The 15,426-nt window shown below is 67.2% G+C and carries 14 protein-coding genes; 5 read left to right on the top strand and 9 right to left on the bottom strand.

The window, feature by feature from the left end:
- Nucleotides 1-88: 88 nt before the first annotated feature.
- Nucleotides 89-1,081, bottom strand: a complete 993-nt coding sequence (locus tag DFO47_RS14800; RefSeq protein ID WP_206073945.1) for a stage II sporulation protein M — start codon at nt 1,079-1,081, stop codon at nt 89-91.
- Nucleotides 1,082-1,168: 87 nt separating this feature from the next.
- Here DFO47_RS14800 and DFO47_RS14795 point away from each other — a divergent pair, with 87 nt between their 5' ends.
- Nucleotides 1,169-1,969: an RDD family protein gene (locus DFO47_RS14795; RefSeq protein ID WP_018762941.1), complete on the top strand. Its 801-nt coding sequence runs from the start codon at nt 1,169-1,171 to the stop codon at nt 1,967-1,969.
- A gap of 1 nt (nt 1,970) precedes the next feature.
- On the opposite strand, the gene DFO47_RS14790 is transcribed toward DFO47_RS14795, so the two are convergent.
- The 4 genes from DFO47_RS14790 to DFO47_RS14775 all read right to left on the bottom strand — a co-directional run bounded on the left by DFO47_RS14790 (nt 1,971) and on the right by DFO47_RS14775 (nt 5,507).
- Nucleotides 1,971-3,209, bottom strand: a complete 1,239-nt coding sequence (locus tag DFO47_RS14790; RefSeq protein ID WP_133832146.1) for an Ig-like domain-containing protein — start codon at nt 3,207-3,209, stop codon at nt 1,971-1,973.
- A 64-nt stretch (nt 3,210-3,273) separates the two neighbouring features.
- Nucleotides 3,274-4,740, bottom strand: coding sequence for an adenosylhomocysteinase (gene ahcY / locus DFO47_RS14785; protein WP_133832145.1), 1,467 nt, complete (start codon nt 4,738-4,740; stop codon nt 3,274-3,276).
- 73 nt (nt 4,741-4,813) lie between these two features.
- The gene (locus tag DFO47_RS14780) at nt 4,814-5,041 is read right to left on the bottom strand and encodes a hypothetical protein (RefSeq protein WP_026264923.1); all 228 of its coding nucleotides are present in this window, start codon (nt 5,039-5,041) and stop codon (nt 4,814-4,816) included.
- Between the two features lie 79 nt (nt 5,042-5,120).
- On the bottom strand, nt 5,121-5,507 hold the full coding sequence (locus DFO47_RS14775) for a DUF3499 domain-containing protein (protein ID WP_026264922.1): 387 nt from the start codon (nt 5,505-5,507) through the stop codon (nt 5,121-5,123).
- Between the two features lie 118 nt (nt 5,508-5,625).
- Between DFO47_RS14775 and DFO47_RS14770 the strand changes: the two genes are divergently transcribed.
- Nucleotides 5,626-6,138 (top strand): metallopeptidase family protein, encoded by a 513-nt coding sequence (locus DFO47_RS14770; RefSeq protein ID WP_026264921.1) that lies wholly within the window; start codon nt 5,626-5,628, stop codon nt 6,136-6,138.
- A 68-nt stretch (nt 6,139-6,206) separates the two neighbouring features.
- Here the strand turns inward: DFO47_RS14770 and DFO47_RS14765 are convergent, their stop codons facing one another.
- Genes DFO47_RS14765 through DFO47_RS14755 form a run of 3 tightly spaced genes read right to left on the bottom strand, consistent with a single transcriptional unit; the run spans nt 6,207 to nt 11,810 of the window.
- Nucleotides 6,207-7,901, bottom strand: a complete 1,695-nt coding sequence (locus DFO47_RS14765) for a DUF5719 family protein (protein ID WP_133832144.1) — start codon at nt 7,899-7,901, stop codon at nt 6,207-6,209.
- Nucleotides 7,894-11,280 carry a glycosyltransferase gene (locus tag DFO47_RS14760; protein WP_279586713.1) on the bottom strand — a complete coding sequence of 1,129 codons (3,387 nt, stop codon included), beginning with the start codon at nt 11,278-11,280 and terminating at the stop codon, nt 7,894-7,896. Before DFO47_RS14760 ends, DFO47_RS14765 begins: the two co-directional genes overlap by 8 nt.
- Nucleotides 11,280-11,810 carry a WhiB family transcriptional regulator gene (locus tag DFO47_RS14755; protein ID WP_133832142.1) on the bottom strand — a complete coding sequence of 177 codons (531 nt, stop codon included), beginning with the start codon at nt 11,808-11,810 and terminating at the stop codon, nt 11,280-11,282. The genes DFO47_RS14760 and DFO47_RS14755 overlap by 1 nt, the downstream gene beginning before the upstream one ends.
- A 389-nt stretch (nt 11,811-12,199) precedes the next feature.
- Between DFO47_RS14755 and DFO47_RS14750 the strand changes: the two genes are divergently transcribed.
- The gene (locus DFO47_RS14750; protein WP_133832141.1) at nt 12,200-12,901 is read left to right on the top strand and encodes a TIGR03089 family protein; all 702 of its coding nucleotides are present in this window, start codon (nt 12,200-12,202) and stop codon (nt 12,899-12,901) included.
- 12 nt (nt 12,902-12,913) lie between these two features.
- Here the strand turns inward: DFO47_RS14750 and DFO47_RS14745 are convergent, their stop codons facing one another.
- Nucleotides 12,914-13,471, bottom strand: a complete 558-nt coding sequence (locus tag DFO47_RS14745; protein ID WP_018762932.1) for a GtrA family protein — start codon at nt 13,469-13,471, stop codon at nt 12,914-12,916.
- A 171-nt stretch (nt 13,472-13,642) separates the two neighbouring features.
- Between DFO47_RS14745 and DFO47_RS14740 the strand changes: the two genes are divergently transcribed.
- Nucleotides 13,643-14,839: a 5-(carboxyamino)imidazole ribonucleotide synthase gene (locus tag DFO47_RS14740; protein WP_133832140.1), complete on the top strand. Its 1,197-nt coding sequence runs from the start codon at nt 13,643-13,645 to the stop codon at nt 14,837-14,839.
- A complete protein-coding gene (gene purE / locus DFO47_RS14735) occupies nt 14,836-15,420 on the top strand; it encodes a 5-(carboxyamino)imidazole ribonucleotide mutase (protein WP_018762930.1) in 585 nt (194 codons plus the stop codon). Before DFO47_RS14740 ends, purE begins: the two co-directional genes overlap by 4 nt.
- The last annotated feature ends 6 nt before the right edge of the window (nt 15,421-15,426 follow it).

Genomic DNA, 15,426 nt, shown 5'->3' with positions numbered 1-15,426 from the left:
AGTCTGCCGGCGCGATTCATTCTGCCCTCGAGCCTACCGTCCGGAACTTCGGCTGGGCGAGGAACCACCCCGTCTGGATTACAACGATTCAGGCAGCGATTTCCGTATAGCCCGCGTCTTCGCTGCGAAGGTCGCCGCGTTCCCCTGCCAGGTAGGCCCGACGGCCCCACACCAGGACATAAAGCCAGTACGCAGCAAGAACCGCCGCGCCGATGCCAATCCTGGCCCAAGCCGGCAGCGGGCTGGGCGTCACGAAACCTTCCACGAGGCCCGAGACGAACAGCACCAGGACCAACCCCAGGGCCACCGTAACCAGCGACCTGCCCTCTTCCGCCACGGCGCGGCTCCTGGTCCGCGGACCCGGTGAGACCATTGCCCAAAAGATGCGCAGGCCGGCAGCGGAGGCCACAAAGACGGCGGTGAGCTCCATCAGGCCGTGCGGCAGGATGTAGCTGAAGAAAACATCGGATTTGCCGGCAGATGCGAAGATCCCGGCCGCAATTCCCACGCCCTGTGCGTTGTTGAACAGGATCATCGGCACCCAGACGCCGGTAATTCCGAGGGCCACCGCCTGGGCGCAGATCCAGGCGTTGTTGGTCCACACGGCCCCGGCGAAGGATGCTGCCGGATTTTCCGAGTAATAGTTGATGAAGTCCTGGTCGACATACTGCGCGGCGGCGGATTCGGATGCCACCGCACGGAGGGCATCCGGGGACGTTCCGATCCACGCCGCGTAGGCGGCAGCGACGAGGACGAAGACTGCCCCGCAGGCCATCGTGAGCCACCTCAGCCGGTACAGCGCAGCCGGCAGGGCCGCCACGAAGAACCTCGCAAGGTCTGCCATCGCGTTGGACCGGGCACCGGTGAAGCGGGTCCTGGCCGAGGCGAGCGTGGCGGAGAGCGAGGCCGACAATGCACTCTCGGGTGCAATGGAACGAACCAGTGACAGGTGCCCGGACACGGATTGGTACAGGGCCAGCAGTTCATCGGCCTCGGCACCCGTGAGCCTGCGTTTGGCAGCGAGCTCCTTCAGCCGCGACCACTTGTCCGCGTTCACGGCGGAGAAGGCGTCCATATCCACGGCTACAGCCTAGCGCCCGGCATTAGACTTTGACCGTCCGCACCCATGCGGTCGTCCGCATCTCCAGCTGCGAAGGGCAGGGACGCAGTGAGTCCAATCATCACCGGCGAAGCAGTCGTCCTCGAACTTCGGCCGGCCACCTTCGCCGCCCGCGCTCTGGGCCTGGTCATCGACGTCGTCTTCCATGTGGTCCTGCTGGTGGGATTCATGTTTGGCCTGGCCGCCGCCGGCAGGGACCTGGATGAGGCCGCCGCGCGTGCGCTGGCCCTGACCGCCGCGGTGTTCTGCCTCGTCGTCGTCCCGGTGGGGGTCGAGACACTGAGCCGGGGCAGGTCGCTGGGCAAGTTAGCCACCGGCCTCCGGGTTGTCCGCGAAGACGGCGGCAGTATCAGGTTCCGGCACGCGCTGATCCGGGGACTGACAGGATTCCTCGAAATCTACCTGACGTTCGGCGGCCTGGCATGCGCGGTGGCGCTCTTCAACGACAAATCCCGCCGCCTGGGCGATATGTTGGCCGGCACCTACGCGGTCCGCAGCCGGGTGCCTGCCGACGCAGCAATCCGCGTGTTCGTGCCGCCGCACCTGCAGCCCTGGGCAGCGGCCGCGGACATCGGCCGGATTCCGGACGCCACGGCCCGCAGGGCGGCGCAGTTCATTCGCCAGGCCGGCCGGATGGCGCCGCAGTCCAGGGCGCAGATGGCCGCGGCGATCGCCTCCGAACTGTCGTCGCACGTATCCCCCGCGCCGCCCCCGGGGACCGGCCCTGACCACTTCCTGGCCGCCGTCGTCGCCGAGCGCCGGAACCGGGAGTTCACCAGGCTTTCTGAATCGCGCCGCCGGAATTCCTCGGTGGGTCAACGGCTCCAGCGGCTGCCGTTCAACGGCTGACTCAGTTGGCGTACTCGTTCCACGGGATGTTCCAGTCGCCATAGCCGTCAGTGTTGGCCGCGTAGTCGCCCTCGGTGTTGATGATCTGGACCACGTCTCCGGTTCCCATGTTGTCGAACACCCAGGCTGCGCCATCGGGCAGGAATCCGATGCAGCCGTGGGAGACGTTGGTGTTCCCGATGTAGGGGTAGGCGGATTCGAGCGCCTGGTGGATGTAGGCGCCGCTCAGGGTGAGGCGGATGGTGTATTCGACGTCTGCTTCACCGTAGTAGGCGGGGTCACCGGGTTTCAGCCCGATGGTCGAGGCCCGGAAATGGTCAAACCTGTTCTTCTCCATCAGCACCGCGTATCCCTTGGCTGAAGGGAACCGCTTGTCCCCCATGCTGACCGGCAGCGTCTTGACCGGCTGGTCGTTGACGCTGAGCGAGAACGTGTGCGCGGTGGCATCCGCGACCGCCACCTTCTTGTCTCCGATCGAGACGTTGACCTTCTTGTTGAAGTTCGCGATCTGGCCGTTGCCCAGGTCGACACCAAAGAGCTGCATGTCCATGGTGATGGTGGAATTGGCTGCCCAGAAGTTTTCCGGCCGGTACCGGACCATGGTGTCGCTGTACCAGTGGAACGCACCACTCTGGCCTGCCGTGGTGGTGACCTTGATGGCCTTTTCGACGGCGTCGCGGTTGACTACCGGCTCGCTGAAGATGATCTGCAAGGGCTGCCCGACGCCCACCTTCATGCCGTTGAGCGGGTAGATGGCGGCATCTGCCTCATGCGAGCTGGACACTGTGTTGAAGGCCTGGGTGGTGCTGGTTTCGCGTCCGGCCGAGTCCTTGACCACGAACGTGTAGCTGTAGTCCGTGTTGAACTCCAGGGGGCCGGAGGCGGACCATGCCGTCCCGTTGGGGTCGATGCTGCCTTCGACGATTTTCCCGGCAGTACTGGTAAGGGTGACGCGCTGGATGGTCCCGTTGGCCACTTTCAGGGAAACCGGCGCCGCGGGGTTGACCTGCTTGGCGCCGTTGGCCGGCGATGCATCCAGGGTCACCGGGGGCACGATGGGGGAAGCGATTCCGGGCGACGTCCGCAGTGCTGAGGAGGCTTCAGATTCGAGCGGACTCCCAGCAAGGCCCGGTGCGACGGCGGCGAAAACCCCGCCCACGGCAGCCAGGACACAGACGGCTGCTACGGCGAGAATCTTCTTTACGCTCCCCCGGCGGCGGGGCTTTTCCTCAGGCTCCATGGTGTCGATCCTACGTGCAGAAAATAACGGCCCGGGCGCGTTGCTGCGCCCGGGCCCTCACGTGTCAGTAACGATAGTGCTCAGGCTTGTACGGGCCGGCCGCGTCGATGTCCAGGTATTCAGCCTGGTCCTTGGTCAGCTCGGTGAGCTCCACGCCCAGAGCGTCCAGGTGCAGGCGGGCGACCTTTTCGTCCAGGACCTTGGGCAGGACGTACACCCTGTTTTCGTACTCGTCCTGGTCCTTCTTGGTCCACAGCTCGATCTGCGCGATGGTCTGGTTCGCGAACGAGTTGCTCATCACGAAGGACGGGTGGCCCGTGGCGTTGCCCAGGTTGAGGAGCCGGCCCTCGGACAGCACAATGATGGAGCGCTCGGCGTCGCTGCCGGCGTCGAAGACCCACTCGTGGACCTGCGGCTTGATCTCAACCTTCTTCACGCCGGGAACGCGGGCAAGGCCGGCAATGTCGATTTCGTTGTCGAAGTGGCCGATGTTGCCCACGATGGCCTTGTTCTTCATGCCCGTCATGTGCTCGGCCATGATGACATCCTTGTTGCCCGTGGTGGTGATGAAGATGTCGCCCTGTGCCAGGACTGATTCCAGCTTGGCCACCTGGTAGCCGTCCATGGCTGCCTGAAGCGCGCAGATGGGATCGATCTCGGTGACGATCACCCGTGAGCCTTGGCCGCGGAGGGCCTCTGCGGCACCCTTGCCGACGTCGCCGTACCCGCAGACGACGGCGACCTTGCCGCCCATGAGCACGTCGGTGGCACGGTTGATGCCGTCGGGCAGGGAGTGTCGGATGCCGTACTTGTTATCGAACTTGCTCTTGGTGACGGAGTCATTGACGTTGATGGCCGGGAACAGCAGCTTGCCCTGGTCCGCGAGCTGGTACAGGCGGTGGACACCGGTGGTGGTCTCTTCGCTGACACCCTTGATGGTGGCCGCCGTGCGGGTCCACTTCTGCGGGTCCGCGGCGAGGGAGCGGCGGAGCACCTCGAGGAAGATACCGTACTCCTCGGAATCCTCGGGATCGGCGGAGGGGACGTTGCCCGCGGCCTCGAACTCGACACCCTTGTGGACCAGCATGGTGGCGTCGCCGCCGTCATCCAGGATCATGTTGGGACCCAGTTCGGGGTTGGACTCGGCACCGGGCCAGGTGAGGATCTGTTCGGCCGTCCACCAGTATTCTTCGAGGGTCTCGCCCTTCCAGGCGAAAACGGGCACACCCTGCGGATCCTCGACGGTGCCCTTGCCCACGACAACTGCCGCTGCGGCCTCGTCCTGGGTGGAAAAGATGTTGCAGGAGGCCCAGCGGACCTCGGCGCCCAGCGCGGTGAGCGTTTCGATCAGCACCGCGGTCTGCACCGTCATGTGCAGGGAGCCTGCGATCCGGGCGCCCTTGAGCGGCTGCGTTGGCCCGAATTCTTCGCGCAGGGACATCAGGCCGGGCATTTCGTGCTCCGCCAGGCGGATCTGGTGCCGCCCGGCTTCCGCCAGGGAGATATCGGCAACTTTGTACTCAAAAGTCATGAATGGTCCTTTGCTTGAGGCGGGGTCCTGGTCCCCGTTCTGCTGTTCTCGGTGCGGGCTGGTGCAGGTGGATCTATTGCCCTGCCGCGGCAGGATCGTGCTGGTCCGAGCCCGCCGTTGCCGCTGCCGCCAGCAGTTCCGGCGGAAGGAGCAACGGAATACCGTCTTCGATGGCGTACCGGTTCTTGACGCCTGCTTCATCTGCCGTGGTGGCCACCAGTTCTTCGCCTTCCTGGACCAAGGGCGAGCCGGTCACGGGGCAGCGCAGGACGGACAACAGCTCGGGACTGATCTTTGGCATGTGTTCTTGCTCCCTGGCGGGCGCGCTCGCGCCGGTAGCGGAAAAGATGTGCAGCAACCAGCCTACCGCCAGATCCAGGTCAGGAAGGTTCCCGAAGGACGCGCAGGTGCCCCCGCCGGGTTCCTTCGGTTCCGGCCGGCGCTTCGAGGGCGGAATGGTGCCCGCGCTGGGTGGGCGGCTGTGGCTCCGACGGGCGCGCCGCGGCATCACGGACGGCGTTGGCGAGTGCCAGGAGGTCGTCCGGGCCGGGCTGCTGTGGGGTGGACGGCATAGCCAGCCGCAAAACTTCCCAACCGCGCGGAACGGTCAACGAGCCCGCATGCTGTTCACAGAGGTCGTAGCAGTGTGGCTCGGCGTAGGTGGCCAGTGGACCGAGGACGGCCGTGGAGTCCGCATAGACGTACGTCAGGGTGGCTACCGCCGACTGGCGGCAGGCGGACCTTGAACATTGACGGATAGCTCCCACGACATCACAGACTACCCTTATATCCCTCGAAAGCCGTGCATTGGCTGCGGTCCCCGACGCGGACGGGCCGCCCGGGGAATATATCGCGTAAATCCGCCCCCGGGTTTAGAGTCGGTATATGCAGTCATCGAACCATGAATCAGGTTTTTCGGTCCGGTTGGCTGACCCGGACGCCTCGGCTGCGCCGGGCGTGGAAACCACCGGCAGGAGCTTCCTGCGGCGGCGCCGGAACCGCCACGGACGCGGCCTGCGCGGCGAAGTAATGCTCCCCACCCACCCCGGCTACCGAACCCGCGGCGACCGCTTCGACGATCTGGTCTTGGACTCAGCGCAGCGGCTCCATGACATTTGGGGCAAGACCCTTGACGGCGTCCGGTTCGGCGTCGACGAAATCCCGCCGGACCTCGAACAGTTGGCCGCCAAGGGCAGCACTGCCCCCATGGGGGCCTATACGCCCGCCGCTGGTGGCGAGGGGCCCATGATTACGGTGTACCGCCGCGTTGTTGAGAACGCCTGCTCCAGCGTGGAGGAGCTCCAGGACCTGGTCCACGACGTCGTGGTGGAGCACACCGCGGAGATGCTCGGCGTAGCCCCGGAGACCCTGGACCCGGTCTACCGCCGCCGCTACTGAGCCCGCCACCCGGGGCAGCCGCGCGGCAGGCCCCGGGTCTCGACCGGGCGTGCCGGCTGTCAGGAATCCTAGTCGCCCAGGGTAACCGGGACGGTTTCCTGTCCGGCGGCAGCCGGCAGGAAAGCCAGGGTTGAGACGTCGTTGCGACCGTCCTGGCCCAACAGCACGGAACCGTAGGCGGCATCCCCCGACGCCGACACCACATACCCGACGACGTCGGCACCGTCAGCCTGGTCCGGAACGGTAATGGTGGCGGTGGTTCCGCCGGCTATGTCCGCGGTGGCGGCCGGCCTGACCTTGCCATCGGCGGTGATTGGCGCGTAGGTAATGGTGGCCCGCGTGTCCAGGGCCCCGAACACCAGCTGGCGCAAGCCGCCCTTGGGGACGGGAACAACATGCTGGCTGCCCAGCCGCACGGCGGATCCCGCCCACGCCACATCCGAGGGTTGCCCGGCTTGAAGGCCGCGGCTCATTCGGGCGGCCGCCACGAAGGAAACGTCCGATGAGGCGGCAATGGTGTACTGGCCCGCCGGAACCCCGGCCAGGGACACTTCCGTGACGGAGCCGGCCTTTGCGGTGACCACTCCGCCGGCTGGGAGCGCGGTTTGGCCGTCCCGTCCATACAGCTTGATCTCCACCACGGCGTCCGAAGCGCCCGGAACCGTCAGTTGGAGCGCCGGGGCGGCATCCCCGTAACCGTTGCGGGACGTCAGCGCGGCAAGCCCGGCCGGATCCTGGATATCCACTCCTGGCACGACCTGGCGCACGGCCGGTGCCGCCCCGGGCGCAATGAAGTCCACGCCGCCCGGGGTCAGGCCGCGCAGGACGCTTTGCTGGATCGAGGCGGCCACGGGTCCGCCGGCGCTTCGTACGCGCACGCTGAGCTGGGGAACGTTGGGGGCCAGGCCGGCAAGGACGACGCTGCGGGTGGTGCCGGGAGCCACCAGCAGGCCTCGGCTGCCCGGCGCCTGGATCTGCCCTGCGCCACCGTACAGTTCCAGGCTTACCGTGGCAGGGGTGCTGGAAGCGTTGGTCAATGCCAGGACGGAAGTGCGGCCCACCGTGGTGCTGGCACCTCCCAGCCACTGGTCGTTGGAAGGTTGTCCGCAGGTGGCTGCCGCACTCCCCTGCAAGTCGCCGTCGGTGGCGGTGTATTTCATGGCACCGGCCGCGGACGCGTTCTGGTTGGCCACGGCGTTGGCGCTGAGGACGTTGACCTGGTCTGCGGCCCGGTCCGCCACCACTCCGGCGAGGAGCTCCTGTGGTGCGCCGGCCGCCGGAGGCTTCCCGGCGTCCTTGGCGATCTCAACGACGGCCGTCCCGTCCAGGCGGGTCAGGCGGCTCGCAGGCAGAACGCCGCCGGCGCCCAGCACGGCCGCGGTGACCTTGGTTGCGGCGGTGGCCGACTCCGGCCGGAACTGGGCGTCGGTGCCTGTGCCCGTACCCTCCAGCAGCCTCGCCGGGCCCGGGCACACGCCAACACTGGCTCCTGCCGGAACAGCTGCCCGCACCACCGGAAGGACACGGCTCGACGCCGGCCCCTGCACCAGCGACCCGGCAGCCACTACGGCTCCACCACCCGCGAGGATGAGCACCCCTGCGGCTGCTCCGGCTACCGCCGCTGCCCGCCCGCTGACGCGAGGCACCCGGGTGGAACCGCGGCCGGTCCGTTTGGCGTTACCATCGTTTTCGCTTTGGACTGGAGCCGGTGCCTGGACCGGCGCGGGAGCCCCGGAATCCGCCGGCGGGGTGTGCTCATGCATTTTGGTGTTCCTTACGCAGGGAGCCCTCGTCGCGTGAGAGGCCGGTCCGCGGCCGTTGCGTCGGCATCGGGACAGCGAGGATGACGGTCAGGCCGATCACCGTGATTTGGCCTGCAGCGGCCCAGAAAGCCCACGGGTTGTCGTAGCGGACCGTGAGCTGGCCGGCCGAGGCAGGAAGGGTGAAGGCCTGGGCCCAGCCGGACGTGGTGGAGGTCAGCTTGCGGCCGTCGAGCCAGGCGCTCCAGCCCGGGTCCGCCCGCTCGGCAAGCACCACCAGACGGCCCTCCGGACCGGTTGGGACGGCAGCGTCAACGCCGTCCCTGTTGGAGGGGACGGAGGTTGTGGTGGCACCGCGCGGATCCACGATGCGGACGCGGTGGGCGACGTCCGCGGCCTGCAGGACCGCCTGGTTCGATGGGCTGATGCGCCAGAGCCAGCCGACGTCCGTCTGACCCACTGCCACCAGGCCGGGTACGGCATCCATGCGGCTGGCCGTCAGTTGGGCTGCCGTGTCTGCGGCCCGCAGCACCACGAAGCCGACGCCCAGTTGTTCGAGGTCGGCACGGGGATCCACTCCCTGGCCGGCAACCAGCGTGGCGACGACACGGCGGACGGAGCCTGTGACGTCGTCGTCGTCGCGGACCTCTTCCGCGCCCGGGGCGCCGATGATGGTGCGGGCGGAGGCAATGGCCGAGAGGTTGTCCAGGGTGGTTCCGGCCCCCCGCATCAGGGAAGCCTTATAGGTGCCGTCCTCATTGGTGCTGATGATCAGGGTGCGGGTCTGTTCGGGTCCGGTACCGCGGTCGATCGCCGTAGCAGGCAGGGACCGTGCGTTCGCGGCCTCCACCAGCCGGGCGGAGCCCAGTGCTCGGTCCGTCCCGGAGCCGGATGGGCCGGGAGTGCCGGCCGGTGCTGCAGGCGCGGGGGCGGCGGCCGGACGCAGGAGGTTTTGGGCGGACCACGCAGCCATCCCGGCCAAAGGTCCGGCCAGAAGCATCACCAGGCCCACTGCCAGCCCGGCGCGTGCCGCAGTGGTGGCCTTGGACCCGGCAGCGGATCTGCGGTCAACGGCAGACATGACCTGGCCGGCGCCCAGGATTGCGGCGGACAGCAGGGCGAAGGAGGCAGCCGAAACCGCCGGTCCCGGGAAGGGGGTTACCAGGGACTCGGCGTTGATGCCCGTGGCCACGTGGCTGGTCAGCCATCCGCTGGCCAGTGACACCAGTGCCACGATCCAGAACCAGCGAACGGCCCGGACCGGGCGTCCCGCGACGAAGAGGCCAACGATGGCCAGGGCCACGACCGGGACCGAGATCAGGAGTGCCATCAGCAGCGCCCACGGCACCGGTCCGCCGGAGAACAGGCCAAGCCCCTGCAGCCCGCCCGCAGGGTCAAACGCCAGGGGCTGTCCGATAATTTGCTGCCACAGAGGCGCGGCATCGAAGCCAAGCGGGAGTCCGGGGTCGGCCAGGAGTGCGCGCGGCCGGTCGATGGTGGAAAGGCCGAACGGCACGAACAGGGCCGCACTGGGCAGCAGGGCCCACCACACGGTCCTCCCCCGCCGCCCCAACAGGACGCCGCAGAGGACTATGAGCACAACGGCCGGGACAAGCAGGGAAGGGGCGGAGGCCGTCGTGACGGCCAGCGCCAGGCCGGCTGCGGCGGAGGCAGTCCAGGATGGCATGCCGTTGACGCCGGGTTTAGCAGGCGCTTGGTCGGCCGGACGTGCATCAGCGGGGGCTTCCAGGCTGAAGCTGCCATGGCCCACGGCTGAACCAGTAGCCCGCAACAGGCCCAGGACCACCAGCGGAATCATCATGTGCGCTATGAGTGCGCCGGCGCGGCCTTGGTTGAGGGCAACCTGCAGTGCCGGGGCAGCCGCCCAGAAAATGGCGGCTGCGAGCCGGAGCCGGCGCCGGGCCGTCAGGCCGCCTGCCGCAAACCAGGCGGTAAGGCCGGAGAGCGGGGCGCCCAGGAGGAGGAGCCACGCCATGGCCGGGTTGGCATCGCCGCCACCCAGGACACCGATAATCCACAGCACATAGTCAAAGGGGTCGCCATGGCCGGGAAGTCCGGCTCCCAGGCTGATCCACCAGCCGGAGGCGTTGTGCCAGATGTCGCCCAAACCCGCCGATACCGGGATCAGGCCGCCGCCGGTGACGGCATTGGCCCGGAACAATCCGGTGAGGGCGAGGAGCGAGGCGATTGACGCAATGATGACGGCAGCGAGGGCGCCGTTGCCCACCCATCCCCTCTTGGCGGTGGCGAGGGCGGCGAAGTCATCAGCGGCGTCACCGGTGGGCTGGTGGGCGAGCGGATCCTGCACCAGGTGGTCAGCGCCGGATCCGTCCGATCCCAGCGCCTCCATCAGGGACCGGCGGTGGCTCCACACTTCACGGCGTGGTGTTTGCAGCTTGCGGATCACCGAGCGGCGGATCCGCCGGGTCCGTTTGGCCGCCCTTCGGGCTTTTGCCACCAACCGTGGACGGCCCAGGGCCGCACAGGTGGCCAGGAGCTGTGAAATGCCGTGGCCGGGATCCTTGACCACGATGCTCAGGACAAGTTTGAAGAGGCTGCCCAGCAACGCTCCAAGGCCGTGGACCGGCACCATCCAGAGGGGGCTGTGCTTGAGCCGCAGGTGTACCTGGGCCTTGCGGGCTGCTGCGGGGTTGCCCAACGCGTGGGGCCGGTGCGCGACGTGGAACATGCGGGCCGCGGGGACCACCACGACGCGGTGGCCGGCCAGCCGGTTCCGCCAGCAGAAGTCAACGTCGTCGCCGCTGCCAGGCAGGGCGGGATCGAAACCGCCCAGTTGTTCCCAAGCGTCCCGGCGGACCAGCATGCCAGCGGAATTGACGGCGAAAGTGTCGGTGCGGCCGTCGTACTGGCCTTGGTCCAGCTCATCGGCGTCGATCAGGGTGAGCCGCTCAGCCCACCGGCTGGTGGAAAGCCCGACGTCGATGAGCCGGCGCGGCGAGTGCCAGTCGAGCTGCTTGCAGCCGGCCACGGTCACGGAAGGCGCACGCTCCACGGCGCCGAGGAGTTCAGCGAGGGCATCCGGGGCCGGGGCCGCGTCGTCGTGCAGCAGCCAGATCCATTCCGTCCTGTCGCCGCCCGACCAGGCTTTAGGAACCAAACCGGCGAGGCCTGCGGAGATGGCCGCACCCATACCGCCCTTGGTCCGGGGGTAGGCCAGTACGCTGGCGTCGCCCAGGGATTCCCGAAGCAGGCTGTGGGAGTCATCGACAGAACCGGCATCAACGCCGATGGCACGGTCGACAGGCCGGGTCTGGCCAGCCAGGGCTGACAGGGTTCTGGGCAGATAGGCACTGCCGTTGTGGGCGACCACAACGGCAGTGACATGGACATCCTGAAGAATTAGATCGCTCGCTTCCTAAGCCGCCGGCGCTCACGCTCGGAAAGGCCTCCCCAGATGCCGAACCGTTCGTCGTTGGCCAGCGCGTACTCCAGGCATTGCGACCGTACGTTGCAGGCGCCGCACACCTTCTTGGCGTCGCGGGTGGATCCGCCCTTTTCCGGGAAGAACGCCTCCGGGTCAGTCTGGGCGCACAAAGCGTCAGTCTGCCAGCCCAGTTCGCCTTCGTCATCGAAGTCCTGTTGGAGCGGCAGTCCGATCCACACCGGTTGCACGCTTCCGCCGGCGGCCAACTCCATGGGCGGATCCAGGTCGCCCTCCGGTTCCGCGCCGTCCAGCAGGGCCTCATGCGCCGCGAGGAACGCCGTGGCCTGATCCTCGAGGACACTGCCGGAGTTCCTCTTGTACCGTTCCGCAGCATCAGGATCGGCGGGGTCAACGTACCAATCGCTTGGCACCCCCCGCGCACGGTACTTTGCCGTTGCCTGGCCGGCTACGACGGCATCTTCCTGGATACGCTCTGCTTGCCCCACGGCGACCCTCCTGACGTTGCAGCCACTGCCTTGATACGTGGACACTCGGTTGTGTGCCGGTATTTACGCAATTGCTTTAGATACCTAATTACACGCGTGTAACTAGGGTGAGTCAAGCCGTAGCCGGGATAATAGACAGTGAGACCTAAGAACTTTGCGCACGCCACGCCCGGGTTTTTTGCCGGCTTCGGCGTGGCGCGGGCCGGAAGCAGCATATTCCGGCCGTGAAAGCCGCAAAAACAGCGCCACGACGGGGAAAATACCCGCTAAGTGCCAAAATAGCAAGCACCCTTAGTAGGCCACGTGATAAACATCACTCTGCCGGCGGACTGGGGACGCAGCGTCCAGCTGCTGGTGACCCAGGGATGCCAGGATGGCAGGATGAAGCCATGACATCGATCCCCGCCATCACCCTGATGGGCAACCTCCGTTCCGGCAACTCCACGGCACCGCGCCTGACCTGGTACGGGCCGGATTCGGAACGGGTTGAATTGTCGGGCCGGGTCCTGGACAACTGGGTGGCCAAGACCAGCAACCTGCTCCAGGACGAGCTCGACGCGGAGCCGGGCATGCGCCTCGGACTTGCGCTTCCGGCGCACTGGAAGGCTTTGGTCTGGGCGCTGGCCGGCTGGCAGCTTGGCCTGGAAGCAGTGTTCGACGGCGGACCGGTGGACTTTACGGTGACAGCCGCCCCTCGTGAGGCGACAAGCGGGCACGGCGCCGTGATCGCCGTCGCGCTGCCCGCCCTCGCCATGCGCTGGCCAGGGGAACTTCCGGGTGGCTGCATCGACTACGCGGCAGAGGTACGGTCCCACGCGGACGTGTTCATGCCGCACGCGGATCCTGATCCCTCAGCCCGCGCGCTCCTGACGGGCGACGGGCGTCCGGTGGAGCACAAGGACCTGCTCACCGACTTTGGCGCATCCCATGGGGAAGGCGTCCGCCTCCACATTCCAGCGGGCAACGGCCTCGAGTCAGCGCTGTCCAACGCGCTGGGCGCCTGGCAGCACGGCGGCTCCGTGGTCCTGACCCACCCGGATGTTGAACTCACGGACAAACTGCTGGCCGACGAACGCATCCACGGCAGCTAGCAGGCGCGGGTCCTAGGCCTTCGGGCCACCGTCGACAGGGGCGGAAGCGGGACGTTCGGCGCGCGCGGACTCCCGGTGCGGGTGCGCTTCGATGAGTTCGTGGTCGTGCGAGAACTCCGGCTCCTGGTCCAGCTCCTGGTTGAACACCAGGAAGCGGTACGCGAAGAACCGGACAACAGTGGCGACGAGGATGCCCGCGACCCCTGCCAGGAAGAGCAGGTTCTTGTCGTCGATACCCATCCCGTACTTGGCCAGCGCGGTGAATCCGGTGGAGATCCCGATCCCGATGCCATTGATGATGACGAACATGACGAACTCGCGAAGAACATTGGCCTGGCGCCGGTGCCGGAAAGTCCAAAAACGGTTTGCGATCCACGAGAAGACCGTGGCCACGGTGGCGCCCACGAAGCGCGCCTTCGCTTCGCTGTCCGACATCGGGCCGTGCATCAGGTAGTACGTCAGCCCGTTGTCGATGACGAATGCCACACCGCCCACGGCCCCGAATTTGGCCACTTCCCGCCAGAAGAGCGAGGCAAGCCCCCGGATACGATCTGCAAGTGCGCTAAACATGACCCTCCATGGCCGTCCGAACTGTGGGCCACTCGGCCAAGGACCCATTTTAGCCCCCAAAGCTTTGGACTGGCCCCGGACTGCCCCCGCTGCCGGCCCGCAGCAGAAAATGTCACGCTCCCGCCGGGCCGTAAAAGCGCGATACGGTGCGTCTTCGGTAGGCTGGCATACGTGACTTTTCCAGTAATAGGTGTAGTTGGCGGCGGCCAGCTTGCGCGAATGATGGCCCCTGCCGCTACAGCACTCGGCTTCGAACTCCGTGTCCTCGCCGAAGGCGAGGACGTTTCCGCGGTCTCTGCCGTACCGGCCACGCCGGTGGGCGATTACAAGGACCTGCAGACCCTCCTGGAATTTTCCCGGGGCCTGGACGTGATGACGTTTGACCACGAGCACGTGCCCACGGCGCACCTCAGGGCGCTCCAGGAAGCGGGGGTCAATGTCCAGCCCGGACCGGACGCCTTGGTCCATGCACAGGACAAACTGGTCATGCGCGCAGCCATCGACCGGTTGGAACTGCCCAACCCCGCCTGGGCGTCAGTGGCCAATGTCGCAGACCTGGTCAGCTTCGGCGAGGAAACGGGCTGGCCCGTGGTACTGAAGATGCCGCGCGGAGGCTACGACGGCAAGGGCGTCCGGATTATTGCCTCCGCAGAGGAAGCTGCCGGCGCCGCCGAATGGTTCGCCGCCATGAGCCCCTTGCTGGCCGAAGCGAAGGTGGAGTTCACCCGCGAACTGTCCGCCCTGGTGGCGCGGACACCTGATGGCGAAGCCCGGGCCTGGCCGGTGGTCCACACCATCCAGGTGGATGGTGTCTGTGACGAGGTGATCGCACCCGCGCTGGACATCCCGCTGGAGGTGGCCGCAGCCGCCGAGGACGCCGCATTGCGTATCGCAGCGGAGCTCAACGTCACCGGCGTCCTCGCTGTTGAACTTTTCGAGACGCCGGGCTCGGGCGCCGGCTTCCTGGTCAACGAACTGGCCATGAGGCCACACAACACCGGCCACTGGACCCAGGATGGCTCCATCACCAGCCAGTTCGAACAGCATCTGCGCGCCGTCCTCAACCTTCCACTCGGCGCCACCGACGCATTGGCCCCCGTCACCGTGATGAAGAATTTCCTGGGCGGGGAAAACCAGGACCTCTTCTCCGCCTACCCGATGGCCCTGGCCAGCGAGCCGGCCGCCAAGGTCCATTGCTACGGCAAATCCGTGCGGCCCGGACGTAAGATCGGCCATGTCAACCTGGTGGGAAGTTCGACGACGGACGTTGACTCGGTCAGGCGCCGGGCAACGGCGGTGGCGGCCATCATCCGTGATGGACGTGCCGGCGCCGAGGAACCATCCCCTATCTTCGAGGAGAACGCATGAGCGCCGAAGCCACCCCAGCCGCCGGTCCCGGTGCCAGCCCCCTGGTGGGCCTGGTCATGGGCTCCGACTCGGACTGGCCCGTCATGGAGGCGGCGGCCGAGGCCCTCGCCGAATTCGGCATCCCGTTCGAAGCTGACGTCGTCTCCGCCCACCGGATGCCGACCGAGATGATCCGCTACGGCCAGACGGCTCACGAGCGGGGGCTGCGCGTCATCATCGCCGGGGCCGGCGGCGCCGCGCACCTGCCGGGCATGCTGGCCAGCGTTACTCCCCTGCCGGTCATCGGCGTCCCCGTCCCGCTCAAGACCCTTGACGGCATGGACTCCCTGCTGTCCATCGTCCAGATGCCCGCGGGTGTGCCGGTGGCAACGGTATCCATCGGCGGTGCACGCAACGCGGGCCTTCTGGCCGTGCGGATGCTTGCCTCCGGTACGGACGAACTCGCTGCGTCACTGCGCGCCGACCTCCTGGACTTCGCTGCCGACCTCAACGCCGTCGCCTCGCGCAAGGGCGCCAACCTGCGGCAGAAAGTCAGCGAAGTCTTCCCTGACGTGTCCGGCTCACTTCGGGGCAGCCGTTAGGGCGGC

This window comes from Arthrobacter sp. AG258 (genome assembly GCF_004364695.1).
Lineage (GTDB): Bacteria > Actinomycetota > Actinomycetes > Actinomycetales > Micrococcaceae > Arthrobacter.
The sequence above is the reverse complement of the archived record's forward strand: the minus strand, read 5'-3'. Positions and strand labels throughout refer to the sequence as shown.